Source organism: Streptomyces sp. PA03-1a, from assembly GCF_033792805.1.
Lineage (GTDB): Bacteria > Actinomycetota > Actinomycetes > Streptomycetales > Streptomycetaceae > Actinacidiphila.
Genome location: NZ_JARAVO010000175.1, coordinates 1 through 20,832 on the forward strand (window position 1 = coordinate 1; position 20,832 = coordinate 20,832).

The window sequence follows — 20,832 nt, forward strand, 5'->3', positions numbered from 1 at the left end:
CGGAGCTGCTGCCCGGCCCCCGCGGCGACGTCGCGGCACCGGTACTGCTCCCGGTGGCCGCCCCCAGCGTCTCGCTCGCCCCGGGCCACGTGCTGGACGAGCAGCTCGCCCTGCTCCGGGAGACCGGGGCCAAGGTCGGCACGACCCTCGACCTGGCGACGACCGCCCGCGAGCTGTGCGCCGTCACCGTGCCGCGTTTCGCCGACTTCGCCGCCGTCCTCGTCGTCGACCAGCTGTTCTCCGACTCCGAGCCGCCGAAGGACGACCTGACCGGGGACACGATCATCGCGCGCCGGGTCGCCGTCGCCCACACCGACACCACTCCCGGCCCGTGGGCGGCCGCCCTGCCGGAGGGCGAACTGATCCCGCTGCCCGCCGACTCCACCCCGCGGCTGGGCGAGCCGCTGCTCGTGCCGGTGATAGACCCGGCACTGGCCCGGGACATCGCGCTCGACCTGGGCGTCCCCGGGCTCGGCCCGTTACTGCCCGAGCGGTCGATGGTCGTCGTACCGCTCACCGCACGGGGCACGGTGCTGGGCCGGATGTGCTTCCTGCGCCACCCCGGCCGCCGTCCCTTCGACGCCAAGGACGCCGCGACCGCCGCCGAGGTCGCCGCCCGCGGCGCGGTGCAGCTGGACAACGCCCGGCTGCACCGCCTGGAGTCGCGCGCCGCCGCGACCCTGCAGCGCAGCATGATGCCGACCCGCCCGCCCCGCATCCCCGGGGTGCGGATCGCCCACCGGTACATGCCCGGTGACCGCCAGGCCCAGGTCGGCGGCGACTGGTTCGACGCCATCCAGCTGCCCGGCGGGCGCGTGGCGCTGATCGTCGGCGACGTGATGGGCCACGGTCTGCTGTCGGCGGCCGTGATGGGCCAGTTCCGCACCTCGGTGATCACGATGGCCGCGCTCGACCTGCCGCCCGCGCAGTTGCTGCGCCACCTGGACAACCTCGCCCACCGCCTCGGCGCCGAGCACCTGGCGACGTGCGTGTACGCGGTCTACGACCCGATCCACCGGACCCTGACCCTGGCCAACGCCGGCCACATCCCGCCGGTGCTGGCCCGGCACGACGGCCGCAGCGAACTGCTGCAGATCCCCAAGGGCGCCCCGATCGGCGTCGGCGGCGTGCCCTTCGAGACGGTCGAGATCCCGGTACCGGACGGCAGTTGGCTGGTGCTGTGCACCGACGGCCTGGTGGAGGTGCGCGGCCAGGGGATAGACGCGGGCCTGGCGGCGCTGTGCTCCAACGTCATCGAGCCCCAGCAGACCCCCGAGGACGTCTGCGAGCAGATCCTCAGCCGTGTCCACTCCGACGACCGTCGCGACGACGTGGCGCTGCTGGTCGCCAACTTCCAGGGCATCCCGCCCGAGGACGTCGCCGAGTGGCGGCTGTCGATGGACCTCTCCGACGTCCGGCGGGCACGCGCGCTCACCCGTGAGCAACTGGCGCGGTGGGGGCTGGAGGGGGTCAGCGACCTGACCGAGCTGCTGGTCAGCGAGCTGGTGACCAACGCGCTGCGGGTCGCCTCGCACGAGGTGTCGCTGCGGCTGATGCGGGTCGGCAAGCTGCTGGTCGAGGTCAGCGACGACGACCACAACCTGCCGCAGCTGCGCCGCGCGGACGCCGACGACGAGGAGGGCCGGGGCCTGGCCCTGGTCAGCAACCTCTCCCGGCGCTGGGGCACCAGCCGCAAGGCGGTCGGCAAGGTCGTCTGGTTCGAGCTGCCGCTGCCCGCCTGACCCTGGGACGAACCGGACCGAACCACCCCGATCCAGTCAGATGTAACCTACAAGCATGCAGGCCGGCAAAGGCGCGTCCGTCGAGACGATCCACCGCGAGATGACCGCGTTCGCCCGCCGCGCACGCACCGCGGTGGCCCGCATGCACCCACAGCTGTCCCTGGTGGCGTACACGCTGCTGGCCCACATGAGCGAGCACCGGGACTGCCGGGCCACGGACCTCGCGCAGGCGTTCCTGCTGGACAAGTCGACGGTCAGCCGCCAGGTCGCCACCCTGGAGCGGCTGGGCCTCGTCGAACGGCGCCCCGACCCCGCCGACCACCGCGTCCAGGCGCTGCTGCCGACCGCGGCGGGCGCGGCCGTGCTCGCCGAGGCGAACCGCGCCGCACGGCGCATCGTGTGCGGGAGGCTCGCGGACTGGGACGACACCGACCTGGAGCGCTTCGCCGCCTACCTGACCCGCTACAACGACGCCGCGGAGCAGCAAGGCTGACCCGGCGTCAGCCGGTCGCCCCCGCCCCCGCCCCTGAGCCGCAGGCCTCCGCGCCCTCCGTGCAGGCAGCCGCACCGTCGGGGAGGTACTTCTCCGCCCACGACCCCAGCTCCCCCAGGGCCGGACCGAGCGCCTCACCTGCCTCGGTGAGGCGGTAGCTCACCCTCAGCGGCGGGCCGGGGTCCACCTCGCGGACGACGATGCCCGCCTCGGCCAGCTCCGTGAGCCGATCGGAGAGCATCCGTTCGCTGATCTTGGGGATGGCCCGGCGCAGTTCGACGAAGTACGCCGGCCGCTGCGTGAGGACGGCCACGATCAGGCCGCTCCAGCGCTTGCCGAGGATCCCGAAGACGCGGGTCAGCCCGACGTCGACCTTGGCGCACGGCTCCGCGTCGTGCGCGGCCGGCTCAGTCCCCTGTCCCATGGCCACAAGGGTACCCGGCTTGTCGTTACGTGCTGCAGAAAAGTAAGGTCCTGTGGTAGCAATAGCAACGCACAAATTTTTCACTCCGAACTTTACGGAAGTGGAGGCACCCCCATGCCCACGCTGCTGCACCTCGACTCGTCCATCTGGCCCTCCGAGACCTCCGCGTCCCGTGACGTGGCGAACTCCTTCCGCAAGGAATGGGAGGCCCAGCACCCGGGCGGCGTCGTGATCTACCGCGACCTGAACGCCGAGCCCGTGCCGCACCTCGACGCGACCCACTACGTGGGCGGCGCCGAGCACCCGCTGCGCAGCGAGCTGGCCGACGAACTCGAACGGGCCGACGCCCTCCTGATCAGCGCGCCGATGTACAACTTCTCGATCCCCAGCACCCTCAAGGCCTGGCTCGACCAGGTGATCATCCTGGGCCGCACCGCGGGCGAGCAGCCCTCCGCCGCGGACACCCCGGTCGTCGTGGTGGCCAGCCGCGGCGGCGGCTACGGCCCGGGCACCCCGCGTGAGGACTTCGAGTTCGTGACCAACTACCTGGAGAAGGTCCTGCAGGGCTGCCTCGGCATCACCGACGTCGAGTTCATCGTCCCCGAGCTGACCCTGGCCCGCGTCGTCCCGGCCATGTCCGGCCTCATCGAGGCCTCCGACGCCTCCCGCACCAAGGCCCACGAGCAGGCCACCGCCAAGGCCAAGGAGCTCGCGGCGCGCGTCGCCTGACCCCCGTCCCGGCCGCCCCGACGCACGGAGGGGCCGCGTGGCGTGCGCCACGCGGCCCCTCCGTCGTCGTACGTGCCCGGCCGCCCGGGCGTACGGCTACCCCACGCTCACAGGTTGACGCCGAAGTCCTGCGCGATGCCGCGCAGGCCCGAGGCGTAGCCCTGGCCGACGGCGCGGAACTTCCACTCGGCGCCGTTGCGGTACAGCTCGCCGAAGACCATCGCCGTCTCGGTCGAGGCGTCCTCGGAGAGGTCGTAGCGGGCGAGCTCGTTGTTGTCGGCCTGGTTCACCACACGGATGAAGGCGTTGCGGACCTGGCCGAACGACTGCTGGCGGCTCTCGGCGTCGTAGATCGACACCGGGAAGACGATCTTCTCGACCTCGGCCGGCACGGTGGCCAGGTTCACCTTCACCTGCTCGTCGTCGCCCTCACCCTCGCCGGTGAGGTTGTCGCCGGTGTGCTCCACCGAGCCCTCCGGGCTCTTCAGGTTGTTGAAGAACACGAAGTGCTTGTCCGAGACCACCTTGCTCTCGGCGTTGACCAGGAGCGCGCTCGCGTCGAGGTCGAAGTCGGTGCCGGTGGTCGTACGGACGTCCCAGCCCAGACCGACGGTGACCGCGGTCAGTCCCGGGGCCTCCTTCGTCAGCGAGACATTGCCGCCCTTGGAAAGGCTGACACCCATGGGATCTCCCTGCTCATTCCGGCGCGGGCCGCGCCCCTTGACGATTCCTTTGCCCAATCGCTCAACGGCTCTCCGGGGCCGCGGGTTCCCGGCGCCGCACCCGTTCACCTGAGTGCCGTACACGCCCGTACGACGGGCGTGGGAACGGTAGAAAGGACCCATGGCCACCGGCTCCCGCGCTCCGTCCGACTCCCCCTCCGGCGCCGACGACCCCGGGAGCACCGCCGAGGAGATGGTCGGCGCCCTGCTGACCGCGTCCCGGCTCCTCGTCGCGGTCTCCGCCCGCTCGCTCGCCGCGGTGGAGGAGGCACTGACCCTGCCGCAACTGCGCATGCTGGTCGTCCTCGAGACGCACGGGGCGCTGAACCTCTCGCAACTCGCCGCCGAACTGGGCGTCCAGCCCTCCACGGCGCTGCGCATGCTGGACCGCCTGGTGGCGATCGACATGGTCACGCGCGACGCCTCCCCCACCGACCGGCGCACGACCGTCATCTCGCTGACCGCGACCGGGCGGCGCACCGTGAACGACGTCACGGAGCGCCGCAGGGCCGAGATCGCCCGCATCGTCGACGCGATGCCCGCAGGACAACGCCGCCACCTCGTCCAGGCCCTCCAGGCCTTCGCCGAGGCCGGCGGCGAGCCCCCCGTCGGCCAGCGCGACGCGCATCACGCCGGCTGGTGACCCTCCCGCCGGCGTGCGGCGGTCAGGACGGCTGGAAGCCGCCGACCTGCGGGAGATCCCCGGCCAGCCCGAGCTTCGCGGCGGTCAGCTCCACGCTGCCCTTGCCGGTGGGCCAGCAGCACCGCGCCGCTCTTCGGTGACCAGGCGATCCACCCCGGTGCCGCCGGCACCGACGTCTCGTGCGGGCTGGTGGACCTCGGCGACGTCCGCTTCCACTGCACCGGTGAGCACGACGGCCCCTGTCCCCGGACCCGTTCCGTAACGTCGTCTCGTCAAGACCGCGGGTCGCACCCGTGGGAAGGCCTCCCCAGGGCGGTGGGCAGGCTGATGGTGGCCATGCCTTCGCCGAGGTTGCGGGAACTGCTGACCGCCCTCACTCAGCTCGCGCTCTTCTGCCACGCGAGGGCCTGCCTGCGTCAGCGGAGATCTGGCTGTCTCGCAAGGTCATCGAACGGTTTATCGCTGTTGGCTGTCCCCAATGGGAAAAGGCACCCGGGGCAACTAGCGCACCCGTCTTTTGCGCCTACGCGAGATCCTCTTCGGCGGTGAATGCCGCACCGGCGCCCCGGCCGGGCTCTCCGCCGCAACCGCGAACCGCCCCTGCGGCAGCACCGAGTTGCCTGGACAAGCCGGGAGAGCGCCCCGCGTACAACGGGCCGAAGGCCATCCGTCGCCTCCGGGAGCGCGGCTACACGCCCGGCTACCTGGCCGACGACCGCGCCTCCAACAACTCCGAACTCCCGCTGGTCGACCCACAACCCGGTCCGACCGGGCCTGTCAAGGTCAGCCGCCAGCGCGCCATCCCGCTCGCCCCAGAAGAAGGGGCCAAGCACCGGCAGGCCTTGGACCACGGCGACGAACAGTGGCGGAAGATCTACTTCCGCCTCCGCAACAGCGTCGAAGGCTTCAACGGCTTCGCCAACAGCCCGCTCGCCGAGACCATCGAATCCTCACGATCCCGGCCCATCCGAGGGGTCGCCGCCCAGACCATCCTCCTGGTCCTCCAGCTCGCCCATGCCAACCGTCGGAAGATCACGACGTGGCTGGACAGCCTGGCAGTCGGCGGACACCACCCCATCAGGCGCACCAACCGCAGACGCAAGACGAAGCCCCTTGGTACCTGGACGCCAACGGGCCACTTGACACCCGCCACTTGAGTGACGCGCCTCACAGGTGCACATCACCCATACGAAAGAGCCCTCTCGCCGACCGTAAGCGGCCGGCGAGAGGGCTCCAGCGCGTGAGGGATGCGGCGACCGCCCCAGCCGCCGGCCCGACCCCTTGATCAGCACGAGAAACGGGCCCCCGACTGCGACTTTCGTCACGGTCGGAGACCCGTCTCCACTGTGTGCGCGAGGGGGGAGTTGAACCCCCACGCCCTTTCGGGCACTGGAACCTGAATCCAGCGCGTCTGCCTATTCCGCCACCCGCGCATGGGTGTTGTCTTCCGGATCCCTTCACACCTTGGGGTCTTCCCCGTCCGGTGCGTCAGCCCCTTCCGACACGGAGAACATTAGCACGCTGCTCAGGGTGGAATCACATCCGTTTCCGGGCACCCCCGAGCGAGGGGAACCGTCCTCTGTTGCGGGACACTGGCATGAGCCGCCTCTACCATCCCTGTGGGGGAGCGGCCGCGGACCATGGCACTGTTGACACCGGTCCCGTGGGACCGATCGGGGAACCAGCGGTTTTCCCAGTGCGTGGATACGATCAGTAAGCAGTACCGGAAGGATCGGACCGGAGGACCACGGCGGACCGCCGTGCGCAACCGCAGGACCTCGAGGAGGGAGGTGCACCGTGGGAGTACTCAAGAAGTTCGAGCAGCGTCTCGAGGGCTTCGTGAACGGCACCTTCGCCAAGGTGTTCAAGTCCGAGGTACAGCCCGTGGAGATCGCGGGTGCCCTGCAGCGCGAGTGCGACAACAACGCGACGATCTGGAACCGGGACCGCACCGTGGTCCCCAACGACTTCATCGTCGAGCTCAGCACCTCCGACTACGAGCGGCTGAGCCCGTACGCCGTCCAGCTCGGCGAGGAGCTCGCCGGCATGGTGCGCGACTACGCCAAGCAGCAGCGCTACACCTTCATGGGCAACATCAAGGTGAACCTGGAGAAGGCCGACGACCTCGACACCGGCCTGTACCGGGTGCGCAGCCGCACCCTCGCCTCCAGCGAGTCGCAACAGCAGCAGTACCAGCAGCAGCAACAGCCCCCCGCCGGCCGTGGTGGCTACGGCTACCCGCCGCAGGCCCCGCAGCGCCCCGCGGGCCCGCCGCCGATGCCGGCCGGTCCGCCGCCCGGCGCCGCGCCGGTCACCAGGCTCCCCGGAAGCGGCCCCACGGCCCCCGGTGGCGCCGGCATGAACGTACGCCGCTGGATCGAGATCAACGGCACGCGCCACCAGATCTCCCGTCCGACCCTCGTGCTCGGCCGCAGCACCGAGGCCGACGTCCGGGTCGACGACCCCGGTGTGTCCCGCCGCCACTGCGAGATCAGGGCGGGATCGCCCTCGACGGTCGTGGACCTCGGGTCGACGAACGGCATCGTGGTGGACGGACAGCACACCCAGCGCGCTACGCTCCGCGACGGTTCACGGATCGTCGTGGGCAGTACCACCATCGTGTACCGGCAAGCCGAAGGGTGAAGCGGGGGCAATGTCAGAGCTGACCCTGACGGTCATGCGGTTGGGTTTCCTCGCCGTACTGTGGCTGTTCGTCATCGTGGCCGTGCAGGTCATCCGCAGCGACCTGTTCGGCACGCGGGTGACCCAGCGCGCGGCCGGGCGCCGCGAGGCCCAGTCCCGCCCGCCGCAGCAGCGCCAGCAGGCGCAGCCCGCGCAGGGCCGCCAGCAGCAGAACAACAACAACCGGGCCCGGCGCGGTGCCCCCACCAAGCTGGTGGTCTCCGAGGGCTCGCTCGCGGGCACCACGGTCGCGCTCCAGGGGCAGACGATCACCCTGGGCCGGGCCCACGATTCCACGATCGTGCTCGACGACGACTACGCGTCCAGCCGCCATGCCAGGATCTACCCGGACCGCGACGGCAACTGGATCGTCGAGGACCTGGGATCCACCAACGGCACCTTCATGGACCGGAACCGGCTCACCACGCCGACCCCGATCCCGCTCGGTGCCCCGATCCGCATCGGCAAGACCGTCATCGAGCTGCGGAAGTAGTCGCACAATGGGCGAGCACAGCCAGCGAGCGCGAGCGAGAGGGTGGGCAGCGTGCGGATGTACCCGGAGCCGACGGGCGAGGTGCGCATGACTCTGTCGCTGCGCTTCGCCGCCGGCTCTCACAAGGGAATGATCCGGGAGGGCAACGAGGACTCCGGCTACGCCGGCCCGCGGCTGCTCGCCATCGCCGACGGCATGGGCGGCCAGGCCGCCGGTGAGGTCGCCTCCTCCGAGGTGATCTCCACGCTCGTCCCCCTCGACGACGACATCCCCGGCTCGGACATCCTCACCTCCCTCGCCACCGCAGTACAGCGGGCCAACGACCAGCTGCGCGTCATGGTCGAGGAGGACCCCCAGCTGGAGGGCATGGGCACCACGCTCACCGCCCTGCTCTGGACCGGCCAACGGCTCGGCCTGGTGCACGTCGGCGACTCCCGCGCGTACCTGCTGCGCGACGGTGTGCTCACCCAGATCACCCAGGACCACACCTGGGTGCAGCGGCTCGTCGACGAGGGCCGGATCACCGAGGAGGAGGCCGGCACGCACCCGCAGCGCTCGCTGCTGATGCGCGCCCTGGACGGCCGCGGCCAGGTCGAGCCCGACCTGTCGGTCCGCGAGGTCCGGGCCGGCGACCGCTACCTGATCTGCTCCGACGGCCTGTCCGGCGTCGTCAGCCACCAGACCCTCGAGGACACCCTCGCCGGGTACCAGGCGCCCGCCGAGACCGTGCAGGAGCTGATCCAGCTCGCCCTGCGCGGCGGCGGCCCCGACAACATCACCTGCATCGTCGCCGACGTCCTGGACATCGACGACGGCGACACCCTCGCCGTGCAGCTGCACGACACCCCCGTCGTCGTGGGCGCCGTCGCCGACAGCCGGCACCACTCGCCGCTGTCCGACCCGCGGCATCTGCAGACCCCGGCCGGCCGCGCCTCCGAGCTCGGCCGTCCGCCGGCCCCCGACGGCGCCTTCGGTCCGCCTGGCAGCGGGAACCCGCAGGTCAGCGCCCCCGTGGGCGGCTTCGGCGCGTTCGAGGACGAGGAGCTGAGCAAGCCCCGCAAGCGCGGCCGGTGGCTCAAGCGCTCGCTGATCCTGCTGGTCGTCCTCGGTGTCATCGGCGGCGGCCTGTACGGCGCGTACCGCTGGACCCAGACGCAGTACTACGTCGGCGTCAAGGGCGACCACGCGGCGATCTACCAGGGCATTGAGCAGAAGCTGGCCTGGGTCAACCTGTCGAAGGTCCACGAGGACCGCCCCGGTATCGAACTCAAGTACCTACCGCAGAACCAGCGCAAGTACGTCACGGCCACGATCGCCGCCAGCGGACTCGGCGACGCGCGCCGGACCGCGGACGAGCTCGAGCACCAGGCGAAGGTCTGCCAGACCAAGGAAGCCATCGACAAGTCCAAGGCCGCCGCGGCGGAGAAGGCCAAGAAGGACGCGCAGAAGGGCGCGGACACCGCCACCGGCAAGACCACCGGCAGCCCGTCGACCAGCCCCACCCTCTCCGACGAGGACCAGTCGCTGGCCCAACAGTGCCCCAGCGGCAGCTAGTGAGCAGGAGGGGCGTCAGTCCAGCATGAGCGTTGTCACGAACACCACGACCATCACATCCGTCGGCGCACCGAGCCGCCGCAACACGGAGCTCGCGCTCCTGGTCTTCGCGGTCCTGATCCCGGTCTTCGCGTACGCGAACGTCGGGCTGGCGAAGAAGGGCACCCTGCCCGCCGGCATGCTCGCGTACGGCCTCGGCCTCGGCGCCATCGCCCTCGTCGCGCACCTGGTCGTCCGCAAGTTCGCCCCCTACGCGGACCCCCTGATGCTGCCGATCGCCACCCTGCTGAACGGCATGGGCCTGGTGTTCATCTGGCGGCTGGACCAGGAGCCCACGCTCCCCGGCGGTTCCTCCGCGCCGACGCAGCTGATGTGGTCGACGCTGGGCGTCGCGCTCTTCCTCGGCGTCCTGGTCTTCCTCAAGGACCACCGCATCCTGCAGCGCTACACCTACATCTCGATGGTCGTGGCGCTGGTCCTGCTGATCCTCCCGGTGTTCTTCCCGCCGGTCTACGGCGCGCGGATCTGGATCACCATCGCGGGCATGTCCATCCAGCCCGGTGAGTTCGTGAAGATCATCATCGCGGTGTTCTTCGCGGGCTACCTGATGGTCAAGCGGGACGCGCTCGCGCTCGCCAGCCGCCGCTTCATGGGGATGTACCTGCCCCGCGGCCGTGACCTCGGCCCGATCCTGGTGATCTGGGCCCTCAGCATCCTCATCCTGGTCTTCGAGACCGACCTGGGCACCTCGCTGCTCTTCTTCGGCCTCTTCGTGATCATGCTCTACGTCGCCACCGAGCGCACCAGCTGGATCGTGTTCGGTCTGCTGCTGTCCGTGGGCGGCGCGGTGGTCGTCGGCAGCTTCGAGTCGCACGTCCACAGCCGGGTGGAGGACTGGCTCAACCCGTTCCGCACCGTCGAGGCCGGCCAGGGCGCCAGCCAGCCCGCGCAGGCCATGTGGGCCTTCGGCTCCGGTGGCCTGTTCGGATCGGGTCTCGGCCAGGGTTACTCCCGGCTCATCGGCTTCGCGGCCAAGAGCGACTACATCCTGGCCACCGTCGGGGAGGAACTGGGCCTGGCGGGCCTGATGGGCATCCTGCTGCTCTACGCACTCCTGGTGGAGCGCGGCGCCCGCACCGCGCTGGCCGCCCGTGACCCCTTCGGCAAGCTGCTGGCGATCGGCCTGTCCGGGGCCTTCGCGCTCCAGGTGTTCGTCGTGGCCGGCGGTGTCACCGGGCTCATCCCGCTGACCGGCATGACCATGCCGTTCCTGGCGCAGGGCGGTTCCTCGGTGATCGCCAACTGGGCCCTGGTGGCCATCCTGCTGAGAATCAGCGACACCGCGCGCCGACCGGCGCCGACCCCCGCCTCGTCCCCCGACGCCGAACCGACCCAGGTGGTGCGGACCCAGTGAACAAGCCCCTGCGCCGAGTCGCCATCTTCTGCGGACTGCTCGTGCTCGCCCTGCTCGTCAGGGTGAACTACATCCAGTTCGTGCAGGCCGACGAGCTCAAGAACGACGCGAACAACCGACGGGTCACGATCAACCAGTACGCGACGCCGCGCGGCGACATACTCGTCGACGGCAAGGCGATCACCGGCCACACCGAGACCACGGGCAGCGACTTCAGGTACAAGGCCACCTTCAAGAACGGGAAGATGTGGGCGCCGGTCACCGGCTACGCCTCGCAGGCCTTCGGGACGACCCTGCTCCAGGGCGTCGAGGACAAGATCCTCACCGGTGACGACGACCGGCTCTTCTTCACCCGCACCGTCGACGTGCTGTCCGGCAGGCAGAAGCAGGGCGGCGACGTCGTCACGACCCTCAACGGCGCCGCCCAGAAGGCGGCCTTCGAGGGCCTGGGCAACAAGAAGGGCGCGGTCGCGGCCATCAACCCGAAGACCGGGGCCATCCTGGCCCTGGCGAGCACGCCTTCGTACGACCCCTCATCCTTCGCCGGCAACTCGCAGAAGGACAGCGAGGCCTGGAACGCCCTGCAGAAGAAGAACAACCCCGACGACCCGATGCTGAACCGGGCGCTGCGGCAGACCTACCCGCCGGGCTCCACGTTCAAGGTCGTCACGGCGGCCGCGGCGCTGCAGGACGGGCTGTACGACGACATCGACGAGCCGACCGACTCCGAGGTGCCGTACATCCTCCCGGACACCAACCACCAGGAACTGAAGAACGAGGGCGGCATCGCCTGCAAGAACGTCTCCCTGAGGGAGGCGCTGCGGGTCTCGTGCAACTCCGTCTTCGGCAAGCTCGGTGCGACCCTCGGCCGCGACAAGATGGTCGAGGAGGCCGAGAAGTTCGGCTTCAACGAGGAGCAGTTCGTCCCGGTCCGCGTGGCGGCCAGCAACTTCTCCACCAAGATGGACAGGCCCCAGACGGCACTGTCGTCCATCGGCCAGTTCGAGACCGCCGCCACCCCGCTGCAGATGGCGATGGTGGCCTCGGCGATCGCCAACGACGGCAAGCTGATGAAGCCGTACATGGTGAGCGAGCTCCGCGGCTCGAACAACAAGCTCGTGGACAGCGTCAGCCCCGAGGAGCTCTCGCAGCCGCTCAGCGCGGAGAACGCGCAGAAGCTCCAGCAGATGATGGAGACCGTCGTGCAGTCGGGCACCGGCACCAACGCCCAGATCCCGGGCGTCACGGTCGGTGGCAAGACCGGTACCGCCCAGCACGGCGTCGACAACAGTGAGAAGCCTTACGCATGGTTCATCTCATACGCGAAGACGGACAGCGGCTCCCCGGTGGCCGTCGCCGTCGTGGTCGAGGACGCCAGCGCGAACCGCGGCGACATCTCCGGTGGCGGCTTCGCCGCGCCGATCGCCAAGAGCGTCATGGAGGCCGTGCTGAACAAGTGATGCCGGTCACACCGTATCCATGGATGTGCGCTATGTCGCACGTCGCGGTACCGGTCGTGTATCGGCTACCGGCGAGGGCCGGGATCGGCACGCGGCGGCGGGTACGGTATGCCCGAGCAGCCACACGGACGGTTTAGGAAGGGCAAGCGCTATGGAAGAGCCGCGTCGCCTCGGCGGCCGGTACGAGCTGGGCTCGGTGCTCGGCCGCGGTGGCATGGCCGAGGTGTACATCGCCCATGACACCCGGCTCGGCCGCACCGTCGCCGTGAAGACGCTCCGGGTGGACCTCGCCCGCGATCCGTCCTTCCAGGCCCGGTTCCGCCGTGAGGCCCAGTCGGCCGCCTCGCTGAACCACCCGTCGATCGTCGCGGTCTACGACACCGGCGAGGACTACGTCGACGGGGTCTCCATCCCGTACATCGTCATGGAGTACGTGGACGGCTCCACCCTGCGTGAGCTGCTCCACTCCGGGCGGAAGCTCCTGCCGGAGCGTTCGCTGGAGATGACCATCGGCATCCTCCAGGCCCTGGAGTACAGCCACCGGTCCGGCATCGTGCACCGCGACATCAAGCCCGCGAACGTGATGCTGACCCGGAACGGTCAGGTCAAGGTCATGGACTTCGGCATCGCCCGCGCCATGGGCGACTCCGGCATGACCATGACGCAGACCGCGGCCGTGATCGGCACCGCCCAGTACCTCTCCCCGGAGCAGGCCAAGGGCGAGACCGTCGACGCGCGCTCCGACCTGTACTCCGCCGGCTGCCTGCTCTACGAGCTGCTCACCGTGCGGCCGCCCTTCGTCGGCGACTCCCCGGTCGCGGTGGCGTACCAGCACGTGCGCGAGGAGCCGCAGCCGCCGAGCGTCTACGACCCCGAGGTCACGCCCTCGATGGACGCCATCGTGCTCAAGGCGCTGACCAAGGACCCGGACTACCGGTACCAGTCCGCCGACGAGATGCGCGCCGACATCGAGGCCTGCCTCGACGGCCAGCCCGTCGCCGCCACGGTCGCCCTGGGCGCCGTCGGCTACAACGGCGGCGGCTACGGGGGCTACGGCAACGACGCACCCACCACGGCCCTCCCGCCCCAGCAGGACGCCGGCACCTCGATGCTGCCGCCCATGCGCGAGGACGACGGCGGCTACGGCTACGACCAGCCCCAGGGCAACGGCCGGCGCAAGCCGAAGAAGAGCAACACGTCCACGATCCTGCTGGTCGTCGCCGCCGTCCTGGTCCTGATCGGCGCGATCTTCATGGGCAAGGCGCTGTTCTCCGGGAACGGCAGCGGCAACGACACGGTGTCCGTCCCGCAGTTCGTCGGCGACACCAAGTCCGAGGCCCAGGACCGGGCCTCGAACGGCGGGATCACCATCACCTTCGGTGAGGCGATCTTCTGCGCCGACCAGCCCAAGGACCACGTCTGCAAGCAGTCGGCCGAGGCCGACAGCAAGATCCCCAAGGACCAGAGCGTCACCCTGCAGCTCTCCAAGGGCGCAGAGAAGATCGAGGTCCCGGACGTCACCGGTGACTCCTTCGAGGACGCCGAGGCGGAGCTGAAGGAAAAGGGCTTCGAGGTCGACAAGCAGTCCAAGACCTCCAGCGAGGAAGAGGGCACGGTCCTCAAGCAGGACCCCAAGAGCGGCGCGAAGCGGGACAAGGGTTCGACGATCACGCTCACCGTGGCCGTGGCGCCCGAAGAGGTCACGATCAAGGACGTGAGCAACAAGACCCAGGCGGAGGCCACTCAGATCCTCCAAGCCGACGGCCTGAAGGTGACCAGCACCCAGGAGGAGTCCGCCGACCACGCCCAGGGCACGGTCATCCGGACCGACCCGACGGCCGGAAGCACGATCAAGGCGGGCGAGACGGTCACCCTGATCATCGCGAAGCCGCCGTCCACCAACGCGATCCCCGACCTGAAGGGCATGACGGTCGCGCAGGTCAACGGCATCGCGCAGGAATTCGGCGTGACGCTGCAGTTGGCCCCCGGCTCGTCGCAGGACCCGAACGCCATCGTCCGGAACCAGAATCCGCAGCCGGGCACCCAGATGAAGCCGGGTGACATCCTGACGGTCTTCGCCCCGGACCAGAACGGCGGCGGAGGCTTCATCAACGGAGGCAACGGCGGCTGACGCCGAACGCACCGGAAACGGCGGAAGGGGCCGCGGACATCACGTCCGCGGCCCCTTCCGTTTGCGTCCCCTGCCCGTGCGGGCGGCTCCTGCGCGTCAGCCCAGCTCCGCCGGAGGCGTCCGCTTCGCGTCCACCTTCTGGGTACGGACGAGTTCGGCCCACACGATGTAGCGGTCGCGCGAGGTGTAGACCGGGGTGCAGGTGGTGAGCGTGAGGTAGCGGCCGGCCTTCTTCTTGCCGCTCTCCTTCGGGATCTGGTCGATCACCTCGACGTTGTACTTCGAGGTCTCGGGGAGCACCTTGTAGACCTTGTAGACGTACCAGGTGTCGCGGTTCTCGAAGACGACCGGGTCGCCGTTCTTGATCTTGTCGATGTTGTGGAACTTGGCGCCGTGGCCGTCGCGGTGCGCGGCGAGCGTGAAGTTGCCCTGCTTGTCCCCGGGCATGGCGGACTCGACGGGCTCGGTGTAGTAACCGGCGACACCCTCGTTGAGCACCTTCGTGGAGGTGCCCTTCTTCACCAGGACCTCGTAGTTCCTGCCCATGGCGGGGACGTGGAGGAAGCCGATGCCGCCCTTGGTGTCGAGCTTGCCCGGGGCGCTGTCGGCCCACTGGCGCCTGATGGCATCGCCCTCGTGCTTGGCGGCGCGGTCGGCGAGGACGTTGGTCCACCAAAGGGAGTAGACGACGAAGAGCCCGAGGATCACGCCCGCGGTGATGAGGAGTTCACCGATCAGGCTGACGGTGGCGGCGAACCACGAGAGCCGGTGCCGGTCGGGCACGGCTTCCCGGGCGCGGTCGTGCTGGGTGGTCGTCACCACTTGCCCCGATCCTTGTACGTCCGTACCTGGCTCAGCCGACCAAGGCGGGCGGCTTGCCCTTGCTGCGCGGCCATTCCTCGACCATCTTGCCCCACACGATCAACCGGAACTTGCTGGTGAACTCCGGTGTGCACGTGGTCAGTGTGATGTAGCGGCCGGGCTTGGTGAAGCCGGATCCGTCGGGGACCGGCTTGATCACCGAGATGTTGGAGGGCGGGGTCGAGGGCAGCGTGCTCGTGATCTCGTACGTGTAGTACGTGCTCTCCGTCTCGACCACGACCTTGTCCCCCGCCACCAGTTTGTTGACGTAGCGGAACGGTTCGCCGTGGCTGTTGCGGTGGGCGGCGAGGGCGAAGTTGCCCTGCTTGTCCCAGGGCATGGCCGTCTCCAGGTCGCCGGAGTAGTGGCCGATCATGCCCTTGTCGAGCACCTTGTGCTTGTCGACGCCCTCGGCGATGGGCGCCTTCACGTCCAGCTTCGGGATGTACATGATCGCGAAGCCCTGCCCGGGCGAGAAGGCGCCGGGGTCGCGGGCCGGGTCCTTCTCGCCCTGCCACTGCTTCTGCAGGTTGTTGGCGGCGCCGCCGGCCTGCTGGTGGGCGAGGACGTTGGTCCACCACAGCTGGTAGGTGACGAAGAGCAGCATCAGCACGCCCAGGGTGATGAACACCTCGCCGGCCACCCGGCTGGCGATCACCGCGGGGCTCTCCTTGGCCGCGCGCGCGGCGCGCCGGGCCTCCATGCGGGACCTGGGTGCGGCCGGTGTCGACGCCATGGGGGCCGTGACGGCCCCTGTGGCGGCCTGGGGGGCCTCGGGGGTACCGGAACGCCTCCGTCCCCTGCCACCGCGCCGTGCGGCCTCCTGGGCCGCTTTCCGGCGGGCGGCACGTCCGCCGCCCTCGGGCGCCGGGACGCCGGAGGGCGGCTGCGGGATCTCCTCCCGGTCCTGCTCCGGCTCGCGTTCCGGCTCGGCCCCGGTCACCACGGGCATCGCCATGGTGTCGCCGGGCGCGCCCGCGACCCGGCGGCGCGCGGCGGCACGCTCCGCGTCGGTGAGCGGACGCCGGACGGCCCTGAACCCCTCGGCGTACGGCTGCTCGGGCGGCCCTCCGTGCCGGGGGCGCGGCTCGGGCGGCTCCTCGGGGCCCGGCGCGGACGACGGCCGGGAGGGCCACGGGTCGGCCGGCTGCGGCTCGTAGGCGGGCCTCGTGGACCCGTAGTACGCCTGCTCCTGCCCTTGTCCCTGTCCCTGCTCGTACACCTGCTGGCCCGGCACCGCGGCCTGGGGGGTGACCGGCTGCGCGGTCGCGGACGGCGGCGCAGGCGGCGTCATGGGGGGCGGCGCAGGTGGCGCCGCGGCGGGCTCCGCGCCGGAGTCCGCGCCGGAGTCCGTGCCGGACTCCTGGGCGGGGCGGGCCGCGCGGCGCCCGGTGCTGGGCAGCGGGTCGTTGAGCGGGTCGGCCAACTGCTCCACCACGGCGGCGAATTCGGCGGTGTCACCGAAGTGCCGATGCGCGGTCACGCAGTCACGCCCTGGTTCCGACCACAGGCGCGAGGCCCGCGGAACGCTCGACGGCGCCCTTGTCGCCGCATTCCACCAGCCAGTTGGCGAGCATCCGGTGCCCCCATTCGGTGAGCACCGACTCGGGATGGAACTGGACGCCCTCCACCCGGGCGCTGCGGTGCCGCAGTCCCATGATGATGCCGTTCTCCGTCCAGGAGGTGATCTCCAACTCCTCCGGCACCGTGTCCCGTTCGACCGCCAGCGAGTGGTAGCGGGTCGCGGTGAACGGCGTCGGCAGCCCCGCGAAGACCCCGCGGCCCTCGTGGGTCACCAGGGAGGTCTTGCCGTGCAGCAGCTCCGGCGCCCGGTCCACCACACCGCCGTACGCCACCGCCATGGACTGCAGTCCGAGGCAGACCCCGAAGACCGGGACGTCGGTGGCGGCGCAGTGGCGCACCATGTCGACGCAGACACCGGCCTCCTCGGGGGTGCCGGGGCCGGGGGAGAGCAGGACCCCGTCGAAGCCGTCCTGGGCGTGGGCGAGCTCCACCTGGTCGTTGCGGAGCACTTCGCACTCGGCGCCCAATTGGTACAGGTACTGGACCAGGTTGAAGACGAAGCTGTCGTAGTTGTCGACGACGAGGATGCGTGCGCTCATCTGACGGCTGCCATCCCCTCGTCGACGGTCACGTCCCCGAACGGCAGCAGCGGCTCCGCCCAGGGGAAGACGTACTGGAAGAGCACGTAGACGGTGGCGAGGACCAGCACCAGCGAGATGAGTGCCTTCAGCCACACGTTGCCCGGCAGATGCCGCCAGATCCAGCCGTACATGCGCCGCCTTCCTGCCCTCCGTGCCCGTGCCTCGCCCAAGATTAGCCCGACAAACCCTCCGGCATACCGTCCTCCACAGGCCGTGTGGATTCCAGGTGCCCCCAGGTGATGAGCCGGTGGCTGTGGCCCCACTCGGGATCGCAGGTGGTCAGGGTCAGATAGCGGCCGGGAACCGTGTACCCGGACTTCTCCGGGACGGGATCGATCACAGCGACGTCGGTGGGGACGGTGCGGTAGGGTGCGCGGTCGATCTCGTAGGTGTACCAGGTGCGCCCGTCGGTCAGGACGACCTCGTCGCCCTTGCGCAGCCTGGGGAAGTCCTTGAACGGGTCGCCGTAGGTGCGGCGGTGGCCGGCGACGGCGAAGTTGCCCACGGCGCCGAGCCGGGCGGTGTCCGCGTAGTGGCCGAGGCCCTTCTTCAGGGTGCCGGTGCCCGTCCCCTCCAGCACGGGCTTGTGCCAGGAACGGCCCAGCCGCGGGACGTACATCACCGCGAAGGCCGTGCCGTCCCGGTACGGCGCCGCGGCCGGCCCCGACGGGGAAGGGGACGCCGAGGGGGTGGCAGCGCCCGTGCCCCCGGGGGACGGGGCGGCCGCGGCGACCGGCCCGGTCGCCCAGCGGTCCTGCAGCCGGTCGATCTCCCCGTCCATCGCGCGGTCCGCCCGTACGCCGGTCCAGAACAGCACGTAGCAGACGAAGAGCACGATCAGCGCGCCCACGGTGATGCACAATTCGCTCAGCGTCCGCACCACCAGGCGCATGATCACCCCACAGGCTTGGCGTACTGCAGGTCCACTGTGCCGGAGTAGCCGGGAAGAGTCACCCGTCGTTCGTCCTCGACCTTCCAGCCGAGCCCGTAGGCCTGGACGTACTGCAGGTAGTTCTGGATCGCGGGGCTGGCGTCGAGCGCCTTGTGCAGCTTCTCCTGGTCGCCGACGGCCGTGATGGTGTAGGGCGGGGAGTAGACGCGGCCCTGCAGGATGAGCGTGTTGCCGACGCAGCGCACCGCGCTGGTGGAGATCAGCCGCTGGTCCATCACCTTGATGCCGGAGGCGCCGCCCGCCCACAGGGCGTTGACCACGGCCTGCAGGTCCTGCTGGTGGATCACGAGGTCGTTCGGCTGCGGATTCGGCACGCCCGGGACGAGCGCCGTCGCGTCCGGCGGCGCGTCGTTCAGGGTGACGGAGACGGCGGGACCGGCGAGCTTCAGGGTGCCGGCCTCGGCGCCGAGCCGCGCCAGCTCCTTGCGCGTGGCGTCGCTGACGCCGCTGTCGGTGTGGGCGAGTCCGTCGACGTCCTCGCGCACCCCGGCGAGCTCGTTCTCCAGCTGCTCGTTCTGCCGGCTCTTCTCCTGGACACGGTCCGACAGGCGCAGCAGCGGGTCGTCGGTGCGGATGTCCAGGCCCTTGGCGGTGTCGAAGCTCATCCAGAACAGCAGACCGGCCATCGCGAAGACCCCGGCGCTGAGCACACGAAGCACCACAGACCGGGCGGATCGGGGGCCCGGGGAGGCGTCCACCGGATTGCTCACCGTAGCCTTATCTCCTTCCAACCCGCGGAAGCACTACGCTAACGGACGCCCGGAGGCGTGGGCCCCCCTGCCGTCGGGCCGCTCATACAAGACGTCACACGCGCGGTTACGCAGCGCATCGACAGGAGAGTCCCTCGTGCCGAAGTCACGGATCCGCAAGAAGGCCGACTTCACTCCGCCCCCGGAGAAGACCACCCCCATAAAGCTGAAGTCCGGCCGCGGCTGGGTGGCTCCGCTCATGCTGGCACTGTTCCTCGTCGGCCTGGCCTGGATCGTGGTCTTCTACGTGACGCAGGGCAGCTTCCCGATCGAGCAGCTGGGCAACTGGAACATCGCCGTCGGCTTCGGCTTCATCGCGGGCGGGTTCGTCGTGTCCACGCAGTGGAAGTAGCAGATCGCACAGTTATCCACAGGCGTCATCCACAGTGTTGAAAAGGTCGCATGATCTGTGGATAACCGCCAGCCGGTTGACACCGGTGTGACCGGTGGTCCGATGTACGGACCACCGGTCTTTCGCTGATCTTGCAGGTCAGACACGGTGTGTAGGGGCACGCGCACGGCTCGCCCACAGGATGCACAGGAGGCCTCCGCCTCTCTGTGGATAACGTCTGATCAACGCTGCGCGTTACGGCCTAGCCGGAGATATTCGCGACCCCGGCCCACACCGTGACCGCCACGGCGAGCAGCATCGCCACGCACGTCCCCCACTGGACCAGCGCCCGGCGCGAGCGGGGCGCGTACGCCATCGCGACGGCGATGATCGCCCCGGTGACGAGACCGCCGATGTGCGCCTCCCAGCTGATGTTCCCCCAGGTGAAGGTGAACAGCAGGTTCAGCCCGAGCAGGATCAGGACGGGCCGCATGTCCATCCGCAGCCGCTTCACGAAGACGGCCGTGGCGCCGAAGAGCCCGTAGATCGCGCCCGAGGCACCCAAGGTCAGGGTCTCCGGGGCCAGCAGCACCACCAGCGCGCCGCCCCCCAGCCCCGCGACCAGGTAGAGCGCGGTGTAGCGGGCCCGGCCGAGCAGCGTCTCCAGCGGGCCGCCGATCCACCACAGCGAGAGCATGTTGAAGGCGATGTGCGCGAAGTCCTCGTGGAGGAACATCGAGCTCACCAGCCGGTACCACTCGCCCGGCCCGCCCGCCACGCCGCACACCGCGGTGCCAGGGGCGTAGCACGGGACGAAGAGCCCCAGCTCGGTGACGAACTGCTTGCCCTCGACCTTGGCGAGCAGGAACACCAGCAGGTTCAGCCCGATCAGGATCTTGGTGACCAGCCGGGGGTCCCCGGCGACCGAACCGCCCGCCACCGTGCGGGGTTCGGCGGCCTGGGCCGCACGACGGCCCTCCCGCACGCACTCCGGGCAGTGGAAGCCCACCGACGCGTTGATCATGCACTCCGGACAGATCGGCCGCTCGCAGCGGGAACAGCGGATGCCGGTCTCCCGGTCCGGGTGCCGGTAGCAGCGGACGGCCTGGTCGGTCATGTGTCAGCCCTTCGCAGCGGAATCGCCCCGCCCGTCATACGCACGGGCGGGGCGTTCGGGTTCCCGGGACCCTAGGACTTGTCCGCCCGATCATGTGACTACTCGCCGTCCAGGTCGTTGATGTGGACATGGGGCGGGGTGATCTGACAGACGCAGAGTGGGAACGGCTG

Annotated in this window: 21 protein-coding genes and 1 tRNA gene; 12 read left to right on the forward strand and 10 right to left on the reverse strand. The window is 70.1% G+C overall.

Annotation, left to right across the window (positions count from 1 at the left end):
• On the forward strand, window positions 1–1,742 hold a 1,742-nt coding region (locus PV341_RS31540; RefSeq protein WP_500359616.1), incomplete at its 5' end, for an ATP-binding SpoIIE family protein phosphatase.
• 55 nt (window positions 1,743–1,797) lie between these two features.
• Window positions 1,798–2,235: a MarR family winged helix-turn-helix transcriptional regulator gene (locus PV341_RS31545; RefSeq protein ID WP_500331603.1), complete on the forward strand. Its 438-nt coding sequence runs from the start codon at window positions 1,798–1,800 to the stop codon at window positions 2,233–2,235.
• 7 nt (window positions 2,236–2,242) lie between these two features.
• On the opposite strand, the gene PV341_RS31550 is transcribed toward PV341_RS31545, so the two are convergent.
• Window positions 2,243–2,659 (reverse strand): winged helix-turn-helix transcriptional regulator, encoded by a 417-nt coding sequence (locus PV341_RS31550; protein ID WP_500331604.1) that lies wholly within the window; start codon window positions 2,657–2,659, stop codon window positions 2,243–2,245.
• 114 nt (window positions 2,660–2,773) lie between these two features.
• On the opposite strand from PV341_RS31550, the gene PV341_RS31555 reads away from it, so the two are divergent.
• Complete coding sequence (locus tag PV341_RS31555; RefSeq protein WP_500359617.1) at window positions 2,774–3,388, forward strand: FMN-dependent NADH-azoreductase; 615 nt, start codon at window positions 2,774–2,776, stop codon at window positions 3,386–3,388.
• Window positions 3,389–3,495: 107 nt separating this feature from the next.
• Here PV341_RS31555 and PV341_RS31560 read toward each other — a convergent pair whose 3' ends face one another.
• On the reverse strand, window positions 3,496–4,071 hold the full coding sequence (locus PV341_RS31560; RefSeq protein WP_431959002.1) for a TerD family protein: 576 nt from the start codon (window positions 4,069–4,071) through the stop codon (window positions 3,496–3,498).
• A 160-nt stretch (window positions 4,072–4,231) separates the two neighbouring features.
• On the opposite strand from PV341_RS31560, the gene PV341_RS31565 reads away from it, so the two are divergent.
• Together PV341_RS31565 and PV341_RS31570 are read left to right on the forward strand one after the other, a co-directional pair.
• Window positions 4,232–4,753 (forward strand): MarR family winged helix-turn-helix transcriptional regulator, encoded by a 522-nt coding sequence (locus PV341_RS31565; RefSeq protein WP_500331607.1) that lies wholly within the window; start codon window positions 4,232–4,234, stop codon window positions 4,751–4,753.
• Between the two features lie 545 nt (window positions 4,754–5,298).
• Window positions 5,299–5,910, forward strand: coding sequence for a hypothetical protein (locus PV341_RS31570; protein WP_500359618.1), 612 nt, complete (start codon window positions 5,299–5,301; stop codon window positions 5,908–5,910).
• Between the two features lie 192 nt (window positions 5,911–6,102).
• Here PV341_RS31570 and PV341_RS31575 read toward each other — a convergent pair.
• A tRNA-Leu gene (locus tag PV341_RS31575) sits at window positions 6,103–6,186 on the reverse strand.
• Between the two features lie 364 nt (window positions 6,187–6,550).
• Between PV341_RS31575 and PV341_RS31580 the strand changes: the two genes are divergently transcribed.
• The 6 genes from PV341_RS31580 (at window position 6,551) to pknB (ending at window position 14,487) form a co-directional block, all read left to right on the forward strand.
• Window positions 6,551–7,396: an FHA domain-containing protein gene (locus PV341_RS31580; protein ID WP_500331610.1), complete on the forward strand. Its 846-nt coding sequence runs from the start codon at window positions 6,551–6,553 to the stop codon at window positions 7,394–7,396.
• A 10-nt stretch (window positions 7,397–7,406) separates the two neighbouring features.
• Complete coding sequence (locus tag PV341_RS31585; RefSeq protein WP_499512867.1) at window positions 7,407–7,928, forward strand: FHA domain-containing protein; 522 nt, start codon at window positions 7,407–7,409, stop codon at window positions 7,926–7,928.
• Between the two features lie 57 nt (window positions 7,929–7,985).
• The gene (locus PV341_RS31590; RefSeq protein WP_500359622.1) at window positions 7,986–9,482 is read left to right on the forward strand and encodes a PP2C family protein-serine/threonine phosphatase; all 1,497 of its coding nucleotides are present in this window, start codon (window positions 7,986–7,988) and stop codon (window positions 9,480–9,482) included.
• A gap of 25 nt (window positions 9,483–9,507) precedes the next feature.
• The gene (locus PV341_RS31595) at window positions 9,508–10,896 is read left to right on the forward strand and encodes an FtsW/RodA/SpoVE family cell cycle protein (RefSeq protein ID WP_499512868.1); all 1,389 of its coding nucleotides are present in this window, start codon (window positions 9,508–9,510) and stop codon (window positions 10,894–10,896) included.
• Window positions 10,893–12,356 carry a peptidoglycan D,D-transpeptidase FtsI family protein gene (locus PV341_RS31600; protein ID WP_500331612.1) on the forward strand — a complete coding sequence of 488 codons (1,464 nt, stop codon included), beginning with the start codon at window positions 10,893–10,895 and terminating at the stop codon, window positions 12,354–12,356. Before PV341_RS31595 ends, PV341_RS31600 begins: the two co-directional genes overlap by 4 nt.
• A gap of 151 nt (window positions 12,357–12,507) precedes the next feature.
• On the forward strand, window positions 12,508–14,487 hold the full coding sequence (pknB, locus tag PV341_RS31605; RefSeq protein WP_500331614.1) for a Stk1 family PASTA domain-containing Ser/Thr kinase: 1,980 nt from the start codon (window positions 12,508–12,510) through the stop codon (window positions 14,485–14,487).
• Window positions 14,488–14,583: 96 nt separating this feature from the next.
• Here the strand turns inward: pknB and PV341_RS31610 are convergent, their stop codons facing one another.
• From PV341_RS31610 to PV341_RS31635, 6 genes are all read right to left on the reverse strand, one after another.
• On the reverse strand, window positions 14,584–15,270 hold the full coding sequence (locus PV341_RS31610) for a class E sortase (protein ID WP_499516889.1): 687 nt from the start codon (window positions 15,268–15,270) through the stop codon (window positions 14,584–14,586).
• Between the two features lie 70 nt (window positions 15,271–15,340).
• Complete coding sequence (locus tag PV341_RS31615; RefSeq protein ID WP_500331616.1) at window positions 15,341–16,831, reverse strand: class E sortase; 1,491 nt, start codon at window positions 16,829–16,831, stop codon at window positions 15,341–15,343.
• 4 nt (window positions 16,832–16,835) lie between these two features.
• Window positions 16,836–17,471 carry an aminodeoxychorismate/anthranilate synthase component II gene (locus PV341_RS31620; RefSeq protein ID WP_354792929.1) on the reverse strand — a complete coding sequence of 212 codons (636 nt, stop codon included), beginning with the start codon at window positions 17,469–17,471 and terminating at the stop codon, window positions 16,836–16,838.
• Window positions 17,468–17,644, reverse strand: coding sequence for a hypothetical protein (locus PV341_RS31625; RefSeq protein WP_499512872.1), 177 nt, complete (start codon window positions 17,642–17,644; stop codon window positions 17,468–17,470). The genes PV341_RS31620 and PV341_RS31625 overlap by 4 nt, the downstream gene beginning before the upstream one ends.
• A gap of 41 nt (window positions 17,645–17,685) precedes the next feature.
• Window positions 17,686–18,405 (reverse strand): class E sortase, encoded by a 720-nt coding sequence (locus PV341_RS31630; protein ID WP_500359619.1) that lies wholly within the window; start codon window positions 18,403–18,405, stop codon window positions 17,686–17,688.
• Between the two features lie 2 nt (window positions 18,406–18,407).
• Window positions 18,408–19,175 (reverse strand): DUF881 domain-containing protein, encoded by a 768-nt coding sequence (locus PV341_RS31635; protein WP_500359621.1) that lies wholly within the window; start codon window positions 19,173–19,175, stop codon window positions 18,408–18,410.
• A 136-nt stretch (window positions 19,176–19,311) separates the two neighbouring features.
• Between PV341_RS31635 and crgA the strand changes: the two genes are divergently transcribed.
• Window positions 19,312–19,566 carry a cell division protein CrgA gene (crgA, locus tag PV341_RS31640; protein WP_089229113.1) on the forward strand — a complete coding sequence of 85 codons (255 nt, stop codon included), beginning with the start codon at window positions 19,312–19,314 and terminating at the stop codon, window positions 19,564–19,566.
• A gap of 241 nt (window positions 19,567–19,807) precedes the next feature.
• On the opposite strand, the gene PV341_RS31645 is transcribed toward crgA, so the two are convergent.
• Window positions 19,808–20,662 carry a rhomboid family intramembrane serine protease gene (locus tag PV341_RS31645; RefSeq protein ID WP_500331620.1) on the reverse strand — a complete coding sequence of 285 codons (855 nt, stop codon included), beginning with the start codon at window positions 20,660–20,662 and terminating at the stop codon, window positions 19,808–19,810.
• Window positions 20,663–20,832: the final 170 nt, after the last annotated feature.

What these genes read in the sequence shown, in the direction of transcription:
- PV341_RS31630 (WP_500359619.1), bottom strand. Translation starts at nt 18,405, where the DNA reads ATGCGCCTGGTGGTGCGGACGCTGAGCGAATTGTGCATCACCGTGGGC.
- PV341_RS31595 (WP_499512868.1), top strand. Translation starts at nt 9,508, where the DNA reads ATGAGCGTTGTCACGAACACCACGACCATCACATCCGTCGGCGCACCG.
- PV341_RS31625 (WP_499512872.1), bottom strand. Translation starts at nt 17,644, where the DNA reads ATGTACGGCTGGATCTGGCGGCATCTGCCGGGCAACGTGTGGCTGAAG.
- pknB (WP_500331614.1), top strand. Translation starts at nt 12,508, where the DNA reads ATGGAAGAGCCGCGTCGCCTCGGCGGCCGGTACGAGCTGGGCTCGGTG.
- PV341_RS31545 (WP_500331603.1), top strand. Translation starts at nt 1,798, where the DNA reads ATGCAGGCCGGCAAAGGCGCGTCCGTCGAGACGATCCACCGCGAGATG.
- PV341_RS31585 (WP_499512867.1), top strand. Translation starts at nt 7,407, where the DNA reads ATGTCAGAGCTGACCCTGACGGTCATGCGGTTGGGTTTCCTCGCCGTA.
- PV341_RS31620 (WP_354792929.1), bottom strand. Translation starts at nt 17,471, where the DNA reads ATGAGCGCACGCATCCTCGTCGTCGACAACTACGACAGCTTCGTCTTC.
- PV341_RS31560 (WP_431959002.1), bottom strand. Translation starts at nt 4,071, where the DNA reads ATGGGTGTCAGCCTTTCCAAGGGCGGCAATGTCTCGCTGACGAAGGAG.
- PV341_RS31555 (WP_500359617.1), top strand. Translation starts at nt 2,774, where the DNA reads ATGCCCACGCTGCTGCACCTCGACTCGTCCATCTGGCCCTCCGAGACC.
- PV341_RS31645 (WP_500331620.1), bottom strand. Translation starts at nt 20,662, where the DNA reads ATGACCGACCAGGCCGTCCGCTGCTACCGGCACCCGGACCGGGAGACC.
- PV341_RS31550 (WP_500331604.1), bottom strand. Translation starts at nt 2,659, where the DNA reads ATGGGACAGGGGACTGAGCCGGCCGCGCACGACGCGGAGCCGTGCGCC.
- PV341_RS31565 (WP_500331607.1), top strand. Translation starts at nt 4,232, where the DNA reads ATGGCCACCGGCTCCCGCGCTCCGTCCGACTCCCCCTCCGGCGCCGAC.
- PV341_RS31590 (WP_500359622.1), top strand. Translation starts at nt 7,986, where the DNA reads ATGTACCCGGAGCCGACGGGCGAGGTGCGCATGACTCTGTCGCTGCGC.